Source organism: Dactylosporangium sp. NPDC006015, from assembly GCF_040614215.1.
GTDB lineage: Bacteria > Actinomycetota > Actinomycetes > Mycobacteriales > Micromonosporaceae > Dactylosporangium > Dactylosporangium maewongense.
On sequence record NZ_JBEXUD010000012.1, the window covers coordinates 131237 to 149934 of the forward strand.

16 protein-coding genes are annotated in these 18698 nt (G+C 72.9%); 9 read left to right on the forward strand and 7 right to left on the reverse strand.

All coding sequences use genetic code 11. The features are described from left to right. Window positions 1-34: 34 nt before the first annotated feature. Window positions 35-967, forward strand: a complete 933-nt coding sequence (locus tag ABZ321_RS23035) for a GNAT family N-acetyltransferase (RefSeq protein ID WP_354894372.1) — start codon at window positions 35-37, stop codon at window positions 965-967. Window positions 968-974: 7 nt separating this feature from the next. Here the strand turns inward: ABZ321_RS23035 and ABZ321_RS23040 are convergent, their stop codons facing one another. Beyond that, complete coding sequence (locus tag ABZ321_RS23040; RefSeq protein WP_354894375.1) at window positions 975-1397, reverse strand: helix-turn-helix domain-containing protein; 423 nt, start codon at window positions 1395-1397, stop codon at window positions 975-977. A gap of 56 nt (window positions 1398-1453) precedes the next feature. Between ABZ321_RS23040 and ABZ321_RS23045 the strand changes: the two genes are divergently transcribed. Next, window positions 1454-2287 carry an alpha/beta hydrolase gene (locus ABZ321_RS23045; RefSeq protein ID WP_354894378.1) on the forward strand — a complete coding sequence of 278 codons (834 nt, stop codon included), beginning with the start codon at window positions 1454-1456 and terminating at the stop codon, window positions 2285-2287. On the opposite strand, the gene ABZ321_RS23050 is transcribed toward ABZ321_RS23045, so the two are convergent. The 3 genes from ABZ321_RS23050 to ABZ321_RS23060 form a co-directional block, all read right to left on the reverse strand. Next, entirely contained in the window at window positions 2265-2717 is a 453-nt protein-coding gene (locus ABZ321_RS23050) for a hemerythrin domain-containing protein (RefSeq protein ID WP_354894381.1), read from the reverse strand. The two genes, ABZ321_RS23045 and ABZ321_RS23050, sit on opposite strands and share 23 nt — an antisense overlap. A 77-nt stretch (window positions 2718-2794) precedes the next feature. Next, window positions 2795-4009: an NAD(P)-binding domain-containing protein gene (locus ABZ321_RS23055; RefSeq protein WP_354894384.1), complete on the reverse strand. Its 1215-nt coding sequence runs from the start codon at window positions 4007-4009 to the stop codon at window positions 2795-2797. Window positions 4010-4019: 10 nt separating this feature from the next. Next, window positions 4020-4568, reverse strand: a complete 549-nt coding sequence (locus ABZ321_RS23060; protein WP_344499896.1) for an OsmC family protein — start codon at window positions 4566-4568, stop codon at window positions 4020-4022. A gap of 87 nt (window positions 4569-4655) precedes the next feature. Between ABZ321_RS23060 and ABZ321_RS23065 the strand changes: the two genes are divergently transcribed. From ABZ321_RS23065 to ABZ321_RS23075, 3 genes are read left to right on the forward strand one after another with little or no spacing between them, the layout of a single operon-like run. Further along, window positions 4656-5861, forward strand: coding sequence for a homoserine O-acetyltransferase (locus tag ABZ321_RS23065; protein ID WP_354894387.1), 1206 nt, complete (start codon window positions 4656-4658; stop codon window positions 5859-5861). Continuing rightward, window positions 5858-7174 carry an O-acetylhomoserine aminocarboxypropyltransferase/cysteine synthase family protein gene (locus tag ABZ321_RS23070; RefSeq protein ID WP_344499900.1) on the forward strand — a complete coding sequence of 439 codons (1317 nt, stop codon included), beginning with the start codon at window positions 5858-5860 and terminating at the stop codon, window positions 7172-7174. The genes ABZ321_RS23065 and ABZ321_RS23070 overlap by 4 nt, the downstream gene beginning before the upstream one ends. Next, window positions 7174-7647, forward strand: a complete 474-nt coding sequence (locus ABZ321_RS23075; protein WP_354894390.1) for a CoA-binding protein — start codon at window positions 7174-7176, stop codon at window positions 7645-7647. Before ABZ321_RS23070 ends, ABZ321_RS23075 begins: the two co-directional genes overlap by 1 nt. Window positions 7648-7650: 3 nt before the next feature. On the opposite strand, the gene ABZ321_RS23080 is transcribed toward ABZ321_RS23075, so the two are convergent. Then, on the reverse strand, window positions 7651-9315 hold the full coding sequence (locus ABZ321_RS23080; RefSeq protein ID WP_354894393.1) for an ABC transporter family substrate-binding protein: 1665 nt from the start codon (window positions 9313-9315) through the stop codon (window positions 7651-7653). A gap of 98 nt (window positions 9316-9413) precedes the next feature. Between ABZ321_RS23080 and ABZ321_RS23085 the strand changes: the two genes are divergently transcribed. Then, window positions 9414-10409 (forward strand): ABC transporter permease, encoded by a 996-nt coding sequence (locus ABZ321_RS23085; RefSeq protein ID WP_344499906.1) that lies wholly within the window; start codon window positions 9414-9416, stop codon window positions 10407-10409. A 743-nt stretch (window positions 10410-11152) separates the two neighbouring features. Beyond that, window positions 11153-13876, forward strand: coding sequence for a dipeptide ABC transporter ATP-binding protein (locus ABZ321_RS23090; RefSeq protein WP_354894396.1), 2724 nt, complete (start codon window positions 11153-11155; stop codon window positions 13874-13876). Here the strand turns inward: ABZ321_RS23090 and ABZ321_RS23095 are convergent. Continuing rightward, window positions 13802-14326 carry an RDD family protein gene (locus ABZ321_RS23095; RefSeq protein WP_354894399.1) on the reverse strand — a complete coding sequence of 175 codons (525 nt, stop codon included), beginning with the start codon at window positions 14324-14326 and terminating at the stop codon, window positions 13802-13804. The genes ABZ321_RS23090 and ABZ321_RS23095 overlap by 75 nt on opposite strands. Before the next feature lie 109 nt (window positions 14327-14435). On the opposite strand from ABZ321_RS23095, the gene ABZ321_RS23100 reads away from it, so the two are divergent. Together ABZ321_RS23100 and ABZ321_RS23105 are read left to right on the forward strand one after the other, a co-directional pair. Beyond that, window positions 14436-15434 (forward strand): M48 family metallopeptidase, encoded by a 999-nt coding sequence (locus ABZ321_RS23100; RefSeq protein ID WP_344499912.1) that lies wholly within the window; start codon window positions 14436-14438, stop codon window positions 15432-15434. A gap of 7 nt (window positions 15435-15441) precedes the next feature. Next, window positions 15442-15966 (forward strand): zinc ribbon domain-containing protein, encoded by a 525-nt coding sequence (locus tag ABZ321_RS23105; RefSeq protein ID WP_344499914.1) that lies wholly within the window; start codon window positions 15442-15444, stop codon window positions 15964-15966. A gap of 17 nt (window positions 15967-15983) precedes the next feature. On the opposite strand, the gene ABZ321_RS23110 is transcribed toward ABZ321_RS23105, so the two are convergent. After that, complete coding sequence (locus tag ABZ321_RS23110) at window positions 15984-18641, reverse strand: CHAT domain-containing protein (RefSeq protein WP_354894402.1); 2658 nt, start codon at window positions 18639-18641, stop codon at window positions 15984-15986. Window positions 18642-18698: the final 57 nt, after the last annotated feature.

Here is an 18698-nt window from a genome sequence, read left to right on the forward strand (position 1 = left end):
GCGGGCACTCAGGGTCGAGCGGCAGAATCAGCGGGTGATCAGTCGAGTGGGGGCGGCCGACGTTCGGCTCTTCGATCGGGCGATGGCCGAGTTCGGGGTGGTGCCGGGTGGCGGCCGGGCGTTTCTGGGCAGTCCGGGCGCGTTGGCCTTCGTGGCTTCTGACGGTGCGGAGGTCCTCGGTTGGTGCTGGGGCTATCACCTGGTCCGGCCGGATGCGTCCTCGATGCTGTACCTGCATCGGCTGGAGGTGGCGCGGCAGCACCGCCGGCGGGGAGTCGGCAGGGCGTTGCTGCGGGCGTTCATGGCGGACGGCGTGCGGGCCGGTGCCAGCAGGATGTTCTTGACGACGGGCGAGGCGAATGTCCCGGCCCGGGCGCTGTACGAGTCGCTGGGCGGTGGGCTTGCCGCGCAAGGTCCCACGGTCAGCTACTGGTTCCCGCTGCGGCCGGACGCGGCGGCCGATCAGCCGCCTGACTGCCGGGCCTTGCTGCTCACCGGCGTCGCCGGGGTGGGGAAGTCGACCGTGGCGGACGCGGTCGGACGGGTGCTGACCGGGGCCGGCCACGTCACGGCGGTCGTCGACACGGACCTGTTGGCGCAGTTCGGGCCGCGTGCGGGAGGCTATGACGAGCTCAAGTGCGCCAACCTGGCCTCGGTGTGGGCGAACTTCAGGGCCGCCGGCGCGCGCTTCGTCGTCGTCGCGGCCGTCATCGACAGCGTGGCCCAGCGGGAACGGTTTGAGGCGAGCCTCGCGGGCTGTGACGTCCGGGTGGTCAGGCTGACCGCAGATGTCGGCATCGTCCGCGACCGCCTGTACCGACGAGACACCGGACCGAAGCTTGAACAACACCTGCGGGCGCTGGACCGGCCACCGGCCGGGACCGCCGTCGAGGACCTCGCGGTCGCGAACGACCGCGGCCCCGCCGAGATCGCCACGGAGATCCTCGGCCGGGTGGGATGGGCGTGACCAGCGGTCAGCGGTGCGGGCGGAGGTGGCGGGCGACGGTGTCCAGGGCGGCCAGGACCTCGGCGAGGGCCGCCGGCTCGTCGGTGCTGAGGGCGGCGGCGACCGTCGGGGCGATGTCGATGGCGGCGACCTCGCGCTGGCGGGCGGTGGGGGTGGGGTTGCGGGCGAGGAGCTGGCGGCGGCGGTCGGCGGGGTCCGGCTCGGCGAGCACGGAGCCCGCCTCGCGCAGGCGGGCCACGGCGCCCGAGACCGCGCTCTGGGGGAGGCCGGTCCGGGCGGCGACCTCGCCGACCGTGGTGCCGGGGTGCTCGTACACGTCGGACATGACGATGACGACGGTGCGTTCGCCGCCGCCGCCGGTGGACGGCAGGGCCTGCTCGCCGAGCTTCATGAGCGTGCGGCCGAGCAGCATCAGTTCCACGGGACCCATGTGAGGCAGAGTACATCATTCTTGATGCATCAGAAATGATGCATTACGTTGGGCGCATGGACACCTCAGTGAAGGTCGACGGAGCCCGGATCCACTACGACGTCACCGGCCGCGGGCCGGTGCTGCTCGTCGCGCAGAGCGGGGAGGGCGACGCCGACAGGACCGTCGACCTGGTCGGTCACCTCGCCGGGCGGTTCACGGTCGTGACGTACGACCGGCGGGGGCTGTCCCGCAGCCGGCCCGACGACCCGGCCGCCCCGGTGTCGGTGCGGCAGCACGCCGACGACGCGGCCGCCGTGCTGCGGCAGGTCACCGACGCGCCGGCGCTGATGCTCGGGCTCAGCCTTGGCGCGGCCATCGGCCTGCACCTGATCACCGCGCATCCCGGCACCGTCGGCACACTCGTCGCGCATGAGCCGATCGCGCCGCGGTTCCTGACCGCCGCCGAGCAGGCCACGGCGCGGGCGGACCTGGAGAGCGTCCGGCGGGCGCACCGGGAGCAGGGCTGGCGGGCGGCGGCGGCGCGGGTCGCCGCGGTGCTCGGGATCGACCCGCACGCGCAGGAGACGGAGCCGGGTATCACCCAGTTCCCGTTCACCGAGGCGCGCGCCGCCAACTTCGAGTTCTTCCTCGCCAACGACCTGGCCGCCGTGCTCGCCGACGACCTCGAGCTTCACGACGTGCCGAAGGCCGCACACGTCATCCCCGCGGTGGGGCGGACCAGCCCGCGTGACGGGTTCGACTATCTGGCGGCGCAGGCACTCGCCGTACACCTGGAAACCCCGGCGCGAAGCTTCGCCGGTGGCCACAACGGCAACCTGACGCACCCGCGCGCGTTCGCCGAAGGGGTGTGCGAGGCCCTGGCGGTCAGGACGGCGGCCCGCCGGTAGGGTCGCGGAACTCGAACACCGAGGCGGTCCAGCCGGTGTCCGGGGTGGCGTCGAGGGCGGCGCTGATCGTGCGCTCCTCGAACCGGAAGTGCGACTCGAGGATGGCGGCGAGCCCGTCGATCGAGTCGGTCGAAGGCCCGTCCGCGAGGCCGGCGATCCGGGTCAGCAGCCCCGCGATCATCTCGTGGTCCTCGACGAGCTTGGCGACGGTGCCCTCGAGGTCGCGGCGCAGGCGCAGCAGCTCGGCGAACATGCCGGCGTCCTCGCCCTGGTGGTGCGCGGTCACCGCGGCGCAGAACGCGAGGCAGTGCGTGGTGAGCGTGCCGGGGTTGCCGGTCCTGAGGGTGGCGAGCTGCCGCCGCAGCTCCTGGTGTGCCTGCTTGAGCTGGAGGCTGAACGCGACCGCCCGGTCGCCGTGCTGGGGTGCCATGGAATGGCTGCCCTTCGGTCCCGCACCTCCATGCCTGACGCAGACCGTCACCGGCACGCGATGCTGGACCCATTCAATCAGGGGCGCGCCGCCAGGTGGTCGGCGAGGTGGGAGACGACGAATCGGGCGTCGTCCTCGATGCCGTGGATGAAGGTGGACTTGCGGCGGCGCAGGACCGGCAGGCCCAGGGCGTAGAGGCCGGGGCTGGGCAGGACGCCGCCGTCGTGGTCCAGGTTGCCCTTCGGGTCGAGGACGGGGACGTCGAGCCAGTCGTACACGGGACGGAAGCCGGTCGCCCACACGACGCTGCGGATCTCGCCGGAGGTGAGGTCGAGGTGCAGCCGGGAGGTGGCCGGCACCCGGGTCGGGGGCAACGGCTCGATCGGCGGGAGGCCGGCGAAGGCGTCGAACCCCCGCAGCAGGCGCTGCTGCTTGAGGTCGGCGAGGGAGAACACGTTGCGCAGGCCGCCGGAGAACAGCGCGCGGCCGTCGCGGAGCCCGGCCCAGCGGCCGACGAGCTGGACGCCGAGGTCGGTGAGGGCGTTGAGGTCCAGGGTCGAGCGGTCCGGCGTGCCGGCGAGCTGCGGCGACGGCAGCCGGCGGGCGCGGGTGAGGTCGTCGATCTCGTCGTGGCGCTGGTCCCACACCCCGGAGGCGTCCATCCACCAGAGGATGTCGCGGTCGCGGTACGTGCGGGGCAGCCGCGTGTGCTCCCCGACGGCGAGGGTCACGGGCCGGCCGGAGCGCTGCAGCTCGGCGGCGAGCTGCACGCCGGTCGCCGAGGCGCCGACGACCAGGACCCCGCCCTCCGGGAGCTTGGACGGCCCGCGGTAGTCGAAGGGCGTGAACTGCTCGACGTCACCGGGGACCGCCGAGGCGAACGCGGGCACCACGGGCCGGTTGCAGGCGCCGCTCGCGATGACCACGGTCCGGCAGCGGAACAGGCCCTGGTCGGTGACCACGTGATAGCCGTCGTCGACCCGCCGCACCGCGGTCACCGTGGTGCCGGTGCGGACGGGAGCGGCGGTGACGGTGGCGAAGCGCTCGATGAAGTCGACCACTTCGCCCATCGTCATGTACCCGTCGGGGTCGGCGCCGTCGTAGGCGGACCCGGGCAGGCGGGTCAGCCAGTTGGGCGTCAGCAGCCGCAGGGAGTCCCACCGCTCGCGGCGCCACGAGTTGGCGACCTCGCCGCGCTCCAGCACGACGTGGTCGATGGACCGCTCGCGGAGGAAGTGACTGGCGGCGAGGCCGGCGTGTCCTGCGCCGATGACGACGGTGGTGACGTTCAACGTGGGGACCTCAGGCCACTTCGACCGTGACGTCGGTGGGGTTGGTCAGCGCGTCGAACACCGCGGACCGCTTCTGCGACTGCGCGACGAGCGCCTGGATGTCCTCCTTCGACGCGTCGGCGTCGATGGTGAACGTCACCTTGATGTCGTTGAAGCCGTTACGGACGTCGGCGTCGGCGCCGAGGATGCCGCGGATGTCGTGTTTGCCCTCGACGACGGCGTCGACGGAGCGCAGCTGGATGCCGCGGTTCTGCGCGACCGACGCCACGCCCGCGGTGAGGCAGCCGGCGAGGCCGACGAGCAGGTATTCGATCGGGGTGATGCCGTTGTCCTCGGCGGCGAAGACCGCGGGGTGGTCGGCGTCGAACACCGACTCGTTCTTGTGGCTCTGCTCCTGGCCGAGGCCGTAGAACTGCTGGACCCGCGTGGTGCTGTGCACGCCGTGGTCCCACTTCGAAGTCGCCCGCCAGGTGAACTGCGCGGCCTCGGGCGCGCTCTGCAGCGCGGTGCGCGCCTCGAGCAGGGCCTGCACGTTGACGCCGTTCTCAACCGTGGTCATCGGATGACGCTCCCTTCAAACAGCCATATTCCCCATCGGGATGGTTGACAGTACATCGGCTTCGCGGCGGCGGCTATGATCGCCACCATGAGTTCAGCCTCGACCCGCGCGGCCGGCTCGGTCGGCGTCGTCGAGACCCAGTATGCCGACCTGCCCGGACCGGTCCACCTTGACTGCGGCCGGGAGCTGTCCCGAGTTCGTGTCGCATACGAGACGTACGGGACGCTGAGCGCGCAACGGGACAACGTGCTCCTCGTCTGCCACGCGCTGAGCGGCGACGCGCACGCCGCGGGGGAGTCCAGCGGGCCGAGGGAGAGCACCCGCGACGGCTTCGGCGCCGAGGATCGCGACGGCTCGGCCGGCAAGGGTCTCGGTTGGTGGGACGGGATGATCGGCCCGGGCAAGGCGTTCGACACCGACCGGTTCTTCGTCGTGTCGACGAACCTGCTCGGCGGCTGCGCGGGCACCACCGGCCCCTCGTCGATCGACCCTGAGACGGGCCGGCCGTTCGGCGCCGACTTCCCCGTGGTCACCGTCGCCGACATGGTACGGACCGAGCGCGCCCTTCTGGACGTGCTCGGCATCGAGCGGCTGGCCGCGGTCGCCGGAGGGTCCCTCGGCGGGATGCAGGCCCTGCAGTGGGCGGTGCTCTACCCCGATCAGGTCGACGCGGTCGTGATGATCGCCAGCACGCACGCGCTGCACCCGCAGGGCCTGTCGTGGAACGCGATCGCCCGCGACTCGATCATGCGCGACCCGGACTGGCAGGGCGGGCAGTACTACGGCACCGGCCGGAAGCCCGACGCGGGCATGGGCGTGGCGCGGATGGTCGGTCACGTCACGTATCTGTCGCAGGCGTCGATGGGCGACAAGTTCGGCCGGCGGCTGCAGTCCTCCGACGACGTCCGCTACACGATCACCGACGCCGAGTTCCAGGTGGAGAGCTACCTGCGGCACCAGGCGGAGACGTTCGTGCGCCGGTTCGACGCCAACACGTATCTCTACACCTCCCGCGCCCTGACCTACTTCGACCTGGCCCGCCAGCACGGCGAGGGGTCCCTGGAGCGGGCGCTGGAACACGTGCGGGCCCGGACGCTGCTGATCGCGTTCACGTCCGACTGGCTGTACCCGCCGCAGGCCTCGCAGGAGATCCACGACGCCCTGGCAAGCACGGGCAAGCCCGTCGAGCTGCACGTCATCGACGCGCCGTACGGGCACGACTGCTTCCTGCTGGAGGAAGCCCGGCAGACGCCCCTGATCCGCGCATTTCTGAACCTGGAAGAGGCACCGTGACCGACAAGCCCCTGCGGGCCGAGGAGGCCCGCGAGTTCGGGTTCGAGACCCGGCAGCTGCACGCCGGGCAGCGCCCCGACCCCAACACGGGCGCGCGGGCCGTGCCGATCTTCCAGACGACCAGCTACGTCTTCGAGGACCCCGAGTCCGCCGCCGCGTACTTCAACCTGCAGGAGTACGGCAACACGTACAGCCGCATCATGAACCCGACCGTCGCGGTCTTCGAGGAGCGGGTCGCGAACCTCGAGGGCGGCAGCGGGGCGGTCGCGTTCGCCAGCGGGATCGCGGCGCAGGCGGCGGCGCTGTTCACCCTGCTGCAGCCCGGTGACCACGTGGTGTCGTCGTCCGCGCTGTACGGGGGCACCGTCAACCAGTTCAAGCACCTGCTGCGCAAGATGAGCGTCGAGGTGACCTGGGTCGACCCGGACGACACCGACGCGTGGGCGAAGGCCGTCCGCGACAACACCAAGGCGTTCTTCGGCGAGACGATCGGCAACCCGTCGGGCAACGTCCTGGACATCGAGACCATCGCCCGCATCGCGCACGAGCACGACCTGCCGCTGATCGTCGACAACACGTTCGCCACGCCGTACCTGTGCCGCCCGATCGAGTGGGGCGCCGACATCGTCATCCACTCGGCGACGAAGTTCATCGGCGGGCACGGCACCAGCATCGGCGGCGTCGTGGTCGAGGCCGGCACGTTCAACTGGTCCAACGGGCGCTTCCCGGTCGTCGCGGACCCGTCGCCGGCGTATCACGGGCTGCAGTTCCACGAGACGTTCGGCACCTACGGGTACCTCATGAAGCTGCGCGCGGAGACGCTGCGCGACCTGGGCGCGGCGCTGTCGCCGTTCAACGCGTTCCTGTTCCTGCAGGGCCTGGAGACGCTGTCGCTGCGGATGGACCGGCACGTCGCCAACGCCCGGCGCGTGGCGGAGTTCCTGGCGGCGCACGACCTGGCCGCGAACGTCACCTACCCCGGGCTGCCCGGCAGCCGGTACCGTCCGCTGGTGGACAAGTACCTGCCGCTGGGCGCCGGCGCGGTGTTCTCCTTCGAGTGCGCCGGCGGCCGCGAGGGCGGGCAGGACCTGATCCGCGGCGTGCAGCTGTGGTCGCACCTGGCCAACGTCGGCGACGCGAAGAGCCTCATCATCCACCCGGCGAGCACCACACACCGCCAGCTCAGCGACGACGAGCTGCGCGCGGCCGGGGTCGCGCCGGGCACGGTGCGGCTGTCGGTCGGCACCGAGTCGGTCGACGACCTGATCTGGGACCTGGAGCAGGGCTTCGCGAACGTCAAGGCAGGTGCGTGATGTCCCTCTTCCAGGATCCGCTGACGATCCAACAGGTGCTGCACGGCGCGAAGACGATCGCGATCGTCGGCCTGTCCGGTAACGAACTGCGCGCCAGCCACTTCGTCGGCTACTACCTCAAGCGCCACGGGTACAGGGTGATCCCGGTCAACCCGCGGGAGCCGGAGATCCTCGGCGAGACCAGCTACCCGAGCCTCACTGACGTGCCTGTGCCGGTCGACATCGTCAACGTGTTCCGGGCGCCGTCCGCGCTGCCGGGCATCGCCCGCGACGCCGTCGCGATCCAGGCGAAGGCGCTGTGGACCCAGTTCGGGGTCATCAACGCCGAGGGCGCCCAGATCGCGACGGACGGCGGGCTGACGGTGATCATGGACAGGTGCCTGAAGGTCGAGCACGCCCGCTACGTGGGGCGCATGCACTGGCTCGGTTTCAACACCTCCCGCATCACGTCGGTGCGCGGCGGCCTGCAGTAGCGGTCACCGCGTCCAGCCGACGTCGACGTACTGGCGGTCGCTGCGCAGGCCGAAGGCGCCGAAGTTGGCCAGCCCCGGCCGCACCGCCGAGATCTGCGGCGTCTGGAACAACGGCACCGAGTGCCCTGCCTTCCACAGCAGGACGTCGGCCTGGTTGAGCAGGTCCACGGCCTTGCCCCGGTCGGTCTCCGCGCCCGCCTGGTCGAGCAGCTTGTCGATCTCCGGCGCGCCGACCTTGCCGTAGTTCTGCTCGCCGTCGCTGCGGTACACCGGGAACAGCAGCGACGGGAAGATGTTGTCGACGTTGCGGAACGACGTGAGGTCGAAGGCGCCGATGTTGACGTACTTGCTGAAGAAGTCGTTGCTGGGCACCTTGCGCAGCTCGACGGCGATGCCGACCTGGGCCAGCATGTTCTGCACCAGCTGCGGCAGGTCCGTGCTGCCGCGGGAGTTGACGACGTAGACGAGCTTCAGCGTGCCGCCGTCCTTCGTCCTGCTCCTGCCGTCGGCGGACGCGGCCCAGCCGGCCTGGTCGAGCTGCTGCTTCGCCCGGGCGACGTCGAACCTGCCGGTGTCGCCGCTGTTGTCGCGGTACCCGTCCTGGCTCGGCATGAAGAAGTGGTTGCCGATCGTGTTCACCTTGAACGGCAGCCCGGCCGACTGCGCCGCGGCGAGCGCCGTGCGGTCGATCGCGTTGGCGACGGCCTGACGGACCCGCTCGTCGGCGAGGGGGCCGTTGCGGCCGACCGTCAGCTGGGTCTCGTCCCATCGTCCACCGGTGCGGATCGCGGTGTCGGCCGCGCCGGCGAGCCGGCGGTACGCGTCGGCCTCCCGGCCGGGCGCCTGGTCGATCTCGTTGTTGAGGTAGGCGTCAGTGATCGCCGCGGCGTCCAGCGCGCGGAACACGACCGAGTCGAGCAGCGGCTTCGTGCCCCAGTACGCCTCGTTCGGGACCACGGTGATCGTCTGGGTCGTCTTGTCGGCGGTGCCGAGCTTCCACGGCCCGCCCCAGACGGGGATCTTCTCGATCCAGCCGGTGTTGAACTCCTCCGGTGTGTCCAGCGCGGCGCCGGGCAGCAGCGGGTCGAACAGTGACCGCCAGTCCGCGTACGGCGCCTTGAACGTGACCTTCACGGTCCGGTCGTCGGCGCCGCGCTCCACGGCGGTGATCGCGTCGTAGCCGGTGGTGGAGGCGACCTGGAAGCGCTCGTCGGTGCCGTTGCGGGTCTTCCACTGGGTGGCGAAGTCCTGCCAGGTGATCGGCGTCGAGTCCGACCAGGTCGCCTTGGGGTTCAGCCGGTACGTGACGACCTGCGCGCCGCCCTCCTTGCTCACCTCGGCACCCGCGAGGACGTCGGGGTTCGCGGCCGGGACGCCGTTGTCGTCGAGGAACCACAGGGCGGGCTGGGTGAGCGCCAGGATGGAGGCGCCGTCACCCTGCGTGCCGTCGGTCTGTCCCACGTTGTACTGGGTGATCCACTGCTGGATGGACAGCCGCAGCGTGCCGCCCTTGCGGAGGGACTCGCGCGGCTTCGGGTTGATGTCGGAGCTGCCGGTCTTCGGCTGTTCGCCTTGCTTGCCCGGTGTCGCGCCGTCGTCGCCGCAGCCCGCCGCCAGGCTCGTGCCCAGCAGCACCGCGGCCACTGTCAGGACCGTGGAGTTCCTCATCGAACCCGCCTCCCGCCCTCGTCTCCTAGTTTGTCGATCAGCTATATATACATCTTCTGCTACGTTTATCGATACGATAGCGGTGAATGTGAGGTGTTGTGCTCGCCTTCCTTGCCCGGCGACTGGCGTACTACGTGGTGCTCCTGCTGACTGCGGCGTTCCTGTCCTATCTGCTGGCGGCCACCGCCCTGTCGCCGCGCGCGTACTTCCAGGCCCGGCTGCCACCGCCGCCCGCCGCGCAGGTCGACCGGCAGCTGCGCGCGGTCGGCCTCGACGACCGGGAGCCGGTCACCTCGCGGTTCGCCGGCTGGGCCACCCGGGCCGCCCACGGCGATCTCGGCGTCAGCATCACCGGGACCTCCGTCAACGCCGAGTTCGGCCGGCGCATCGGGGTCAGCCTGCGGCTGCTCGTCCTCGGCACGCTGCTCGGCATCGGCGCCGGCGTGGCCGCCGGCGCGTGGACCGCCGTCAAGCAGTACCGGCTGCCGGACCGCTCGTTCACCCTCGTGGCGTTCCTGCTGCTGTCGATGCCGACGTTCCTCATCGCGCTGCTGCTCAAGATCGGCGCCCTGGCCGTGAACCAGGCGAGCGGGCGGCAGCTGGTCGCGTTCACCGGCGAGTCGACCCCCGGCCTGACCGGCTCGGGGCTCACCCTCTTCGCCGACCGCGCGGTGCACCTGCTGCTGCCGACCCTGTCGATCGGCCTCGTCGCGCTGGCCACGTACAGCCGCTACCAGCGCAGCGCGATGCTCGACGTGCTCGGCGCCGACTACCTGCGCACCGCCGAGGCAAAGGGGCTGTCCCGCCGCGCCGCGCTCGTCAAGCACGGCCTGCGCACCGCGCTGATCCCGATGTCGACGTTCTTCTCCTTCGGGTTCCTCGGGGTCCTCACCGGCGCCACCTTCACCGAGAAGATCTTCGGCTGGCACGGCATGGGCGAGTGGTTCATCGACTCGGTGAACAACAACGACGTCAACGCGGTCGTCGCGGTCAACCTGTTCGCGGCCGTCACCGTCCTGCTCGCGGGCCTGCTCGCCGACGTGCTGCACGCCGTGCTCGACCCGCGCGTCCGCCTGGGCGGCCGCCGTGGCTGACGCGCCGCCCCTGCCGTGCGGGACGCCCACGCCCGGCGGGATGCACGCCCTGGGTGCGCCGCGCATGCCATGCGCGGCAACCGCACCTCGCGGAGCCCGCTGGCCTCGCGGAGCCCGCTGGCCTCGCGGAGCCCGCTGGCCTCGCGGAGCCCGCTGGCCTCGCGGAGCCCGCTGGCCTCGCTCGACCCGCGCGTCCGCCTGGGCGGCTGCCGTGGCTGACGCGACGCCCCTGCCGTGCGGGACGCCCACGCCGCGCGGGAGGCGCCACATGGGCGGGACGCCCGCGCCGCGCGGGAGGCGCCACATGGGCGCGGCGCTCACGCCCGGCGGGACGCACGCCATGGGTGCGGCGCCCACGCCCGGCGGGGCGCACGCGCAGTGCGTGACGCATACGCCCGCCGGGATGCACGCCATGGGTGCGGCGCGCATGCCATGCGCGGCAACCGCACCTGGCGGAGCCCGCTGGCCGCGCGGAGCCCGCTGGCCGCGCGGAGCCCGCTGGCCGCGCGGAGCCCATTCGCCGCGCGCGACGCGCGCGGGCGCTCGTGCGGCTCGATCGGCTGACCGGGGCTCGGCTTCGGCATCCAAGACGCGCTTCGCCTGTCAGGGCGGACAACGACGGGTGTCGGCGGCGGGGCTGGCCGGTTCTCCACCACCGTACCTGACGCTTGCAAATCGTCACTGCGGACGGTCGTCGGTGACATACCTTCCGTATTGTATGCGCGTTCGGGCAGGTGGTTGCCGTGGCTGACGCGCTCGCCGCGGAGCTCGTCGACGAGGCGGGGCAGGCGCCGCCGACGCGGCTGCGGGTGGTGGCCGGCAGGTTCCGCCGGGACCAGGGTGCGCTCGCCGGCGCCGTCATCGTGCTGCTGCTGTTCGTGCTCGCGTTCGCCGGGCCGTTCCTCACCCACTGGTCCTACGACGACATCGACTACACCGCGCTGCGCGCCGGGCCGTCCGCGCGGCACTGGTGGGGCACCAACGGCATCGGGCAGGACATCTACGCCCAGACGGTCCGCGGGCTGCAGAAGTCGCTGCTCATCGGGCTCGCCGTGGCGCTCGTGTCGACGGTGCTCGCGGCGGCCGTCGGCGCGGTCGCCGGCTACGTCGGCGGGTGGACCGGGCGCGGTCTCGTCCTCGTCGTCGACCTGCTGCTCGTCTTCCCGTCGTTCCTCGTCATCGCCGTCGTGTCGCCGCGGCTGCGGGGTGGCGGCTGGGTCGCGTTCGTCGGGCTGCTCGCGGCCTTCGGGTGGATGGTGTCCGCCAGGGTCGTACGGTCGCTGACGATCTCGCTGAAGGAGCTCGAGTTCGTGCGGGCGGCCCGCTTCATGGGCGTGTCGGCGCCGCGCGTCATCGTGCGGCACGTGCTGCCGAGCACCGCCTCGTTCCTCATCATCGACGCGACGCTCGCCGTGGGCGCCGCCGTGATGACCGAGACGTCGCTGTCCTACTTCGGGTTCGGCGTCCAGCCGCCGGACGTGTCCCTCGGGACGCTGATCGCCGCCGGCACGCCGTCCGCCGTCACCTACCCGTGGATGTTCTTCTACCCGGCCGGGCTGCTCGTGGTGTTTGTCCTCGCCGTGAATCTCGTCGGCGACGGCCTGCGCGACGCCGTCGACCCGCGCTCGCGCCCGTCCCGCCCACCGCGACCGGCCGGACCGGCGACGGCCGTCGGGGCGTCCACAGTGGATGACGACGTGGTGCTCGCGATCCGGGACCTCCGCGTCCGGTTCGGCGACGGGCCGCCGGCCGTCGACGGCATCGACCTCACCGTCCACCGTGGACAGGTGCTCGGCATCGTCGGCGAGTCGGGCTCCGGCAAGTCCGTCACCGTCCTCGCCGCGCTCGGCCTGCTGCCCGCCGCCACCGTCTCCGGCAGTGTCGTCCTCGGCGGCACGCAGGTCATCGGCGCCGCACCGCGCGACCTGCGGCGGCTGCGCGGCAACGTGGCCTCGGTCGTCTTCCAGGACTCGCTGTCCGCGCTCACGCCGGTGTACCGCATCGGCGACCAGCTCGCCGAGGCGATCACCGCGCACCGCGACGTGTCCCGGACCGAGGCGCGCCGGCGGGCCGTCGAGCTGCTGCGGCTCGTCGGCATCCCGTCGCCGGAGCTGCGCGCCCGGACGTTTCCGGACGAGCTGTCGGGTGGCATGCGGCAGCGCGTGATGATTGCCATGGCCATCGCGAACGACCCCGACGTCATCCTCGCCGACGAGCCGACCACCGCCCTCGACGTGACCGTGCAGGCGCAGGTCCTGCGCGTGCTGCAGGACGTGCGCGAGGCCACCGGCGCCGCGCTCGTCCTGGTCAGCCACGACCTGGGCGTGGTCGCCGGGATGGCGGACACGGTCGCGGTGATGCGCGGTGGCCGCATCGTCGAGCAGGCACCGGTGCGGCAGCTGTACGGACGCCCGGCGGACCCGTACACCCGCGACCTCCTGGACGCGCAGCCCCGCCTCGACGCCTTCAAGCCGCCCCGGCCCGTCACGGCGCCGCCGGTGCTGCGGGTCACCGGGCTGCGCCGCACCTTCGGTGTCCACAAGGGCCGTGTCTTCCGCCGCCGGGTCGGCAGCGTCCACGCCGTCGACGGCGTCGACCTGACCGTCCACGCCGGACAGACGCACGCGGTCGTGGGGGAGTCGGGCAGCGGCAAGTCCACGACGCTGCTGGAGATCCTCGGTCTGCGGCCGCCGGAGGGCGGCACGATCGAGCTGTTCGGCCGCACCGTCTCCAGCGGACTCACCGCCGCCGACCAGGCCGAGCTGCGGTCCCGGATGCAGCTGGTGTTCCAGGACCCGTTCGCCAGCCTCGACCCGCGCCTGCCCGTCGGCGACGTCGTCGCCGAGCCGCTGCTCGCCCAGGGCCGCCCCGCCCCGGCGGCGCGGGCGCGGGTCGCGGAGGTCCTGCGCCTCGTCGGGCTCGACCCCGCACTCGCGCGCCGCTTCCCGCACGAGTTCTCCGGCGGGCAGCGGCAGCGCATCGCGATCGCCCGCGCGATCAGCGTCGCCCCCGACCTGCTGGTGCTCGACGAGCCGGTGTCCTCGCTCGACGTGACCGTGCAGGCCGCGATCCTCGCGCTGCTGGGACGGCTCCAGACGGACCTGGGGCTGGCGTACCTGTTCGTCACCCATGACCTGGCGGTGGTCGCCCAGATCGCGGACGTCGTCAGCGTCATGTACCTCGGCCGCGTCGTCGAGACAGGTCCCGCGGCGCTCGTCCTCGGCGACCCGCTGCACCCCTACACGCGGGCGCTGCTGTCCGCGGTGCCGGTGCCGGACCCGGTGGCCGCGCGGCAGCGCCCGCCGGTGCTGCTGCCGGGCGACCCACCGGCGGCCGACGAGCGGATCACCGGCTGCGCGTTCCGCCCACGGTGCCCCCTGTACGCCACCCTGTCACCGCCCGAGCGCTCGCTGTGCGAGACCACGCCACCGCGGCTCGTCGACCGTGCCGCGTGCCACCACGTCTGAGTCCCGGGTGGACACGACGAACGTGGCGGCGACGTGGTCGTGCCAGCCGCGCTTCCACGGTCCCGGGTCCAGCAGCGGGGACAGGTAGAACAGCAGCCCGCCGAGGCCGCACGACAGGCAGCCGGCGATGGTCAGGAAGAACGTCCTGCTGAACGCGGCTCCCCACCCGGGCTCGTCGCCGTCGAGGCGGACGACCCGCAGCCGCATCACCCGTTTGCCGATGGTTTCGCCGTACGCGCCGAGCATCACGAACTCGTAGCCGCACAGCACCCCGAAGGCCGGCACCGCCAGCATCGCCGGCAACCGGCTGCCGTCCCCGAGCAGCAGCACCGCCAGCCCCAGCACCAGCACCGCCCCGGCCAGGACCCCGGTGTCGATGAGCCGCGCCACGGCCCGGTCCCTGACCGTCGCCGGCGCCATCGGCGGCCCCTCCTCCACGTCCCCGATCATGCCAGCGACCTGGTCCGGCGTCCCCCGAACGGGTCATACCGAGCGGCGGGCGCCGCGCGGTCCGTCAGATGTGCCCGTGGGGACGGGACCGAACGAATCGGGTGATGGGATGACGACGTTTTCCGCGAGCGACCTGCTGCATCCGGCCGACGAGTCGGCGCGGCGCCATCTGGAGTCGATGAGCGGGCTGCAGAACGCGGTCAAGACGTACCACAAGAACTTCAGCGAACGGCTCATCCGCAACAGCCAGCTCGCGGAGGCGCTCCGGCTCGGGCCGCACCAGCTGCCGGAGATCTACCGGCTGCTGCCGCCGATCTGCGAGGCGTTCGGGATCGAGGAGCCCGAGCTGTACCTGGCGCTCGGGCCGGTCAACGCGTTCACGACCGGCGCGACCAGGACGTCCATCACGCTGTACAGCGGGCTGCTCGACCACCTGTCGCCGGACGAGATCGAGGCGGTGATCGCGCACGAGTGCGGGCACATCCTGTGCCAGCACATGCTGTTCCACTCGATGGCGCAGTTCATCGAGCTCACCGTCAAGGTCGGCAGCGCCGCCAACATCCCGATCGCCTCCACGGTGCTCAGCGTCGCCTCGCACCCGCTGCGGATGGCGCTGAGCAACTGGAGCCGCAAGAGCGAGCTGTCGGCGGACCGGGCGGCCGCGGCGTACATGGGCAGCGCCGACGCGATCACGCGGGTGATGTTCCGGTTCGCGGGCATCCGGCACGACTCGCGGTACACGCAGAACATCCAGCCCTTCGCCGACCAGGCCCTCGAATACGAGGCGCTGCGGGAGTCGAAGTGGGACCGGTTCCTGCAGTGGCAGATCAGCCAGTCCTCGACGCACCCGCTGCTGGCGGTGCGGGTCAGGGAGATCCAGAGCTGGGTCGGCACGCCGACGTTCGCGAACCTCGCGGCGCTGGCGGCGAGCGTGCGCTCGGCGCCGCGCTGCCACAGCTGCGGCGGGCGGACCCAGCCCGGCTGGCGGCACTGCCAGCGCTGCGGCACGACGCTCATCTACGGCGGCGCGCCCGCCGTGGCCGCCACGGGTCCCATCCCGGGGCAGCCGGTGCCGCAGGCCGGTGCCCAGCCGGCCTGGAAGCGGTGATCCGGCGATGGGCGTGTTCAAGAGCGAGCGGCGCTTCTGGCTCGACGCACCGATCGACCCGGCGCCGATCGTCGCCGACGTGACCCGGCACTTCGAGGGCGCCGGATACCAGGTCGTGTCGGCGCGGACCGGGGCCGGCGCGTGGGACGTCGACGTCACCCGCACCGGCATGTTCCGCACCGTGGCGGGCATGCGGACCGCGTTGAAGATCCGGCTCGAGTGCGACGACCAGGCGCTGGTCGCCCGGGCGGGCGTGGGGGTGCTCGGCCAGCAGGCGCTGCCGACGCTGATCACGGCGTTCGTGTTCTGGCCGGTGATCCTCACGCAGGTGTGGGGCGTGGTCCAGGCCGCGCGCATCGACAACGATGCGATCAGGGTGATCGAACGCAGCGTCGAGCACCGCAAGGCCCTGCCGCCGCCCGCACCGGCGGCGCCCGGCCAGCCGCCCGCGAACGGCTGCGCCCGGTGCGGACAGGTCAACGACACCGGCAGGTTCTGCACCAACTGCGGGGCGCCGCTGCCGGTCGGGTGACGCGGCGCCGGGCGGCGTCAGGACGTGGCGCGCAGCTCCGCCTGCATGGCGCTCAGCAGGTCCATCAGGTCGGCCGCCGCGCCGCCGGCCGAGCGGGGGATGCCGTCGCCGAGGTCGACGTGGGTGGGTGGCGCCCCAGCGATGCTGGCGACGGAGCGGAACGTGCGCCCGGGGAACGCCCGGTAGGGGACCGCGATCACCACCGAGCCGCGGTCCTTGTCCAGCCAGTACAGCGCCGCGTCGGTGAGGAGCAGCCCCGCGCCGACCGGCAGCCGGCCGACCGCCAGGGTCTGCTCGCGGTCGGCGACGCCCGCCGTGCTGCGGATCGTCCGTTCGAGGCGGCTGCGGGCGGCGGGCGCGACCTGCATGCCCGCGATCGCGCCGGTCCGGGCCGCGACCACGGCATCGATCAACGCGGCCGGCGGCGCGGCCGGTGACTGCGGCGCCGCGGGCATCGGCGGCGCCTCGTCCGGCAACGGCAGCGCGTACCCGTACGGCGGCGTGCTCGTGTACGGCGGCGTGCTCGTGTGCGGCGTGCTCATGTACGGCGGCGTGTTTGTGTACGGCGGCGGGTCTGCGGTCGGCGGCGGGTCTACGGGCGGCGGTGTGTAGGTGCGGGGCTGCGCCAGTTGGGGCTCCACGGGCGGCATCCACGGTGTGGCCGGCTCCGGCTCGTCGGGCGGCGGCGCGATGGGCTCCCAGGGGCCGTCGGGGACGCCGATGGCGAGCTTCGCCTCGGCCTGCATGATCAGCTGCGGGATGCCACGCGTGGTGCCAAGGATCCTGCGGCACCGGGCCCGGTCGCCGCCGGGACCCGCCTGCCCGGACCGGTGCTCGCCGGCGCGGGCCGGCAGCAGCCCGCTCAGGCCGGGCAGCTCGCGCATCAGCTGCAGCGACTCGATCAGGTCGAGGCCCAGGAGCCGGTGCCGGCACACGTCGGGACGCTGGAGATCGACCGGGGCGACCCGGCTGGTCAGGATCGCCCGCGACTCGCCGCGGTGCCCGGTGAGCGCGCCGATCAGGTCCGCCCAGCGCGGGTCGCGCCAGCGGCCTTCCGGGGTGAGCAGGCTCTCCAGGCCGTCCAGCACGATCAGCAGGCCACGGTCCGCGAGGAGCTTGGTCAGCTGCGGCAGGAACGCGTGCAGGCCGGCGACCGACTCGACCGCCTCGGCCATGGCGAACCCGTACGGCTGCAGCTGGCGCTCCAGCGACCGGGCCAGGCCGAGGAGCGCGCCGGCGAACCCGTCCGGCGGCGGCGCGGCCCAGTACGCGGAGGCGGCGAACGTGTCGTGGCGGCCGTAGGCGAGCTCCAGGGCGCACGCGGTCTTGCCGACGCCCGCCTCGCCGTCGAGCAGCACCGTCGTGAACCCGCTGCCCGCGGACAGGGCCCGGCCGGCGGAGATCAGCACCGCGGTGCGGCCCACGAAGGACTCCGGCTCGGCCGGGAACCCCGCCATCGGCGCCTGCGCCGGGTCGAGCACGGGCCCGGCGGCCGGCGGCACCAGCGGCAGCGCGGCGGTCGCCGCGCCGTGCAGCGTCGGGACGGCGATCGAGATCGCGGGCCGGTCGGGCGTCGGCGTCGTGCCCGCCGCCGCCGGCACCGCCCGGGCGACCGCGGCGGCCACGGGCAGCTCGAACGTGAACAGCCCGGTGTACACCTCGCGGGCCAGCGCGATGGCGTACTCGTCGCTCACCGGGAACCGCATGGCCAGCACCGCGGCGCCGAGCTCGCGCGCGATCACGTGCGCCAGGCTGCTGCCGGCCCACCGGACCGGGCCGCGCTCCAGGCCGCCGGGCCCCGGACCCGGCAGGTCCCACCCGGCGAGGTCCCGGTCTGAGGGGCCACCGTCCGGTTCGTCCGGGCCACCGGCCAGGCCGGCCCAGGCCGCCGCCTCCGCCAGGCCGGCGCCCGACTCGCAGGCCGACAGCACCACCAGCTTCAGCTGGTTCTTGCCCGGGCGCAGCAGCTCGACGAGATCGTCGGTGCCGACGAGGTCACGGCCGCCGGTCTCGGACTCCAGCACCAGGCCGCCCGCGGTGCCGTGCGCCGAGATGTGCAGGACGTCCGGCCCCTGGCGCAGCCACATCTTGTTGATCAGCTCCTGGCGGGTCGCGCCGTACTGCAGCACCTCCAGGTCGATCGCCTTGCGCTCGTGCGCCGCCAGACGGCGGACGAGCCGGCTCAGCGCGAACCGCTCGTGCCGCAGCGCCAGCGCCGTGGTCGCGGTCGGCTGGCTGAACACCGCCAGCATCCGCAGCCGCGCCCCGACCGGCCGCTTGTCCTGCCCGGCGCCCGCTGCCCAGAAGACCAGCGCGATGTCGCCGCGGGCGGCCAGCGGTACACCGGCGACGTGCGCCAACTCGAGCGGCCCTGGATCGACCGGCGGCGCCGCCTCGACCCACACGGTGGCGGGCCGCGCGGCCACGATCGCCCGGCCGATGCCTTCCCCGAGCACCTCCCGGCCCAGCCACTCCCCGAACCCGTCGAGGACCGCGGACCCGCCCCCGCTCCCGTGGCGCACCAACCGGTGCAGGTCGTCCATTCCGGCGGCCTGCCAGGCCGACCGGTCGACCCTGACGGTGTGATCGCCGAGCACGTTGCCGACGGCGTCGGTCAACAGCCACCGCCACGCATGCCGGCCGTCCACGTCGATCGCCTTGAGGATCAGTTCCATCACGGACCAACGTAGAGGACGGCCCCTCACGCGCGACAGTCCCCGATCGCGCCGCAC

Coding starts and splice junctions, on each gene's coding strand:
- ABZ321_RS23040 (WP_354894375.1), bottom strand. CDS start 1,397: ATGGGTCCCGTGGAACTGATGCTGCTCGGCCGCACGCTCATGAAGCTC.
- ABZ321_RS23045 (WP_354894378.1), top strand. CDS start 1,454: ATGGACACCTCAGTGAAGGTCGACGGAGCCCGGATCCACTACGACGTC.
- ABZ321_RS23050 (WP_354894381.1), bottom strand. CDS start 2,717: ATGGCACCCCAGCACGGCGACCGGGCGGTCGCGTTCAGCCTCCAGCTC.
- ABZ321_RS23060 (WP_344499896.1), bottom strand. CDS start 4,568: ATGACCACGGTTGAGAACGGCGTCAACGTGCAGGCCCTGCTCGAGGCG.
- ABZ321_RS23065 (WP_354894387.1), top strand. CDS start 4,656: ATGAGTTCAGCCTCGACCCGCGCGGCCGGCTCGGTCGGCGTCGTCGAG.
- ABZ321_RS23075 (WP_354894390.1), top strand. CDS start 7,174: ATGTCCCTCTTCCAGGATCCGCTGACGATCCAACAGGTGCTGCACGGC.
- ABZ321_RS23080 (WP_354894393.1), bottom strand. CDS start 9,315: ATGAGGAACTCCACGGTCCTGACAGTGGCCGCGGTGCTGCTGGGCACG.
- ABZ321_RS23095 (WP_354894399.1), bottom strand. CDS start 14,326: ATGATCGGGGACGTGGAGGAGGGGCCGCCGATGGCGCCGGCGACGGTC.
- ABZ321_RS23100 (WP_344499912.1), top strand. CDS start 14,436: ATGACGACGTTTTCCGCGAGCGACCTGCTGCATCCGGCCGACGAGTCG.
- ABZ321_RS23105 (WP_344499914.1), top strand. CDS start 15,442: ATGGGCGTGTTCAAGAGCGAGCGGCGCTTCTGGCTCGACGCACCGATC.
- ABZ321_RS23110 (WP_354894402.1), bottom strand. CDS start 18,641: ATGGAACTGATCCTCAAGGCGATCGACGTGGACGGCCGGCATGCGTGG.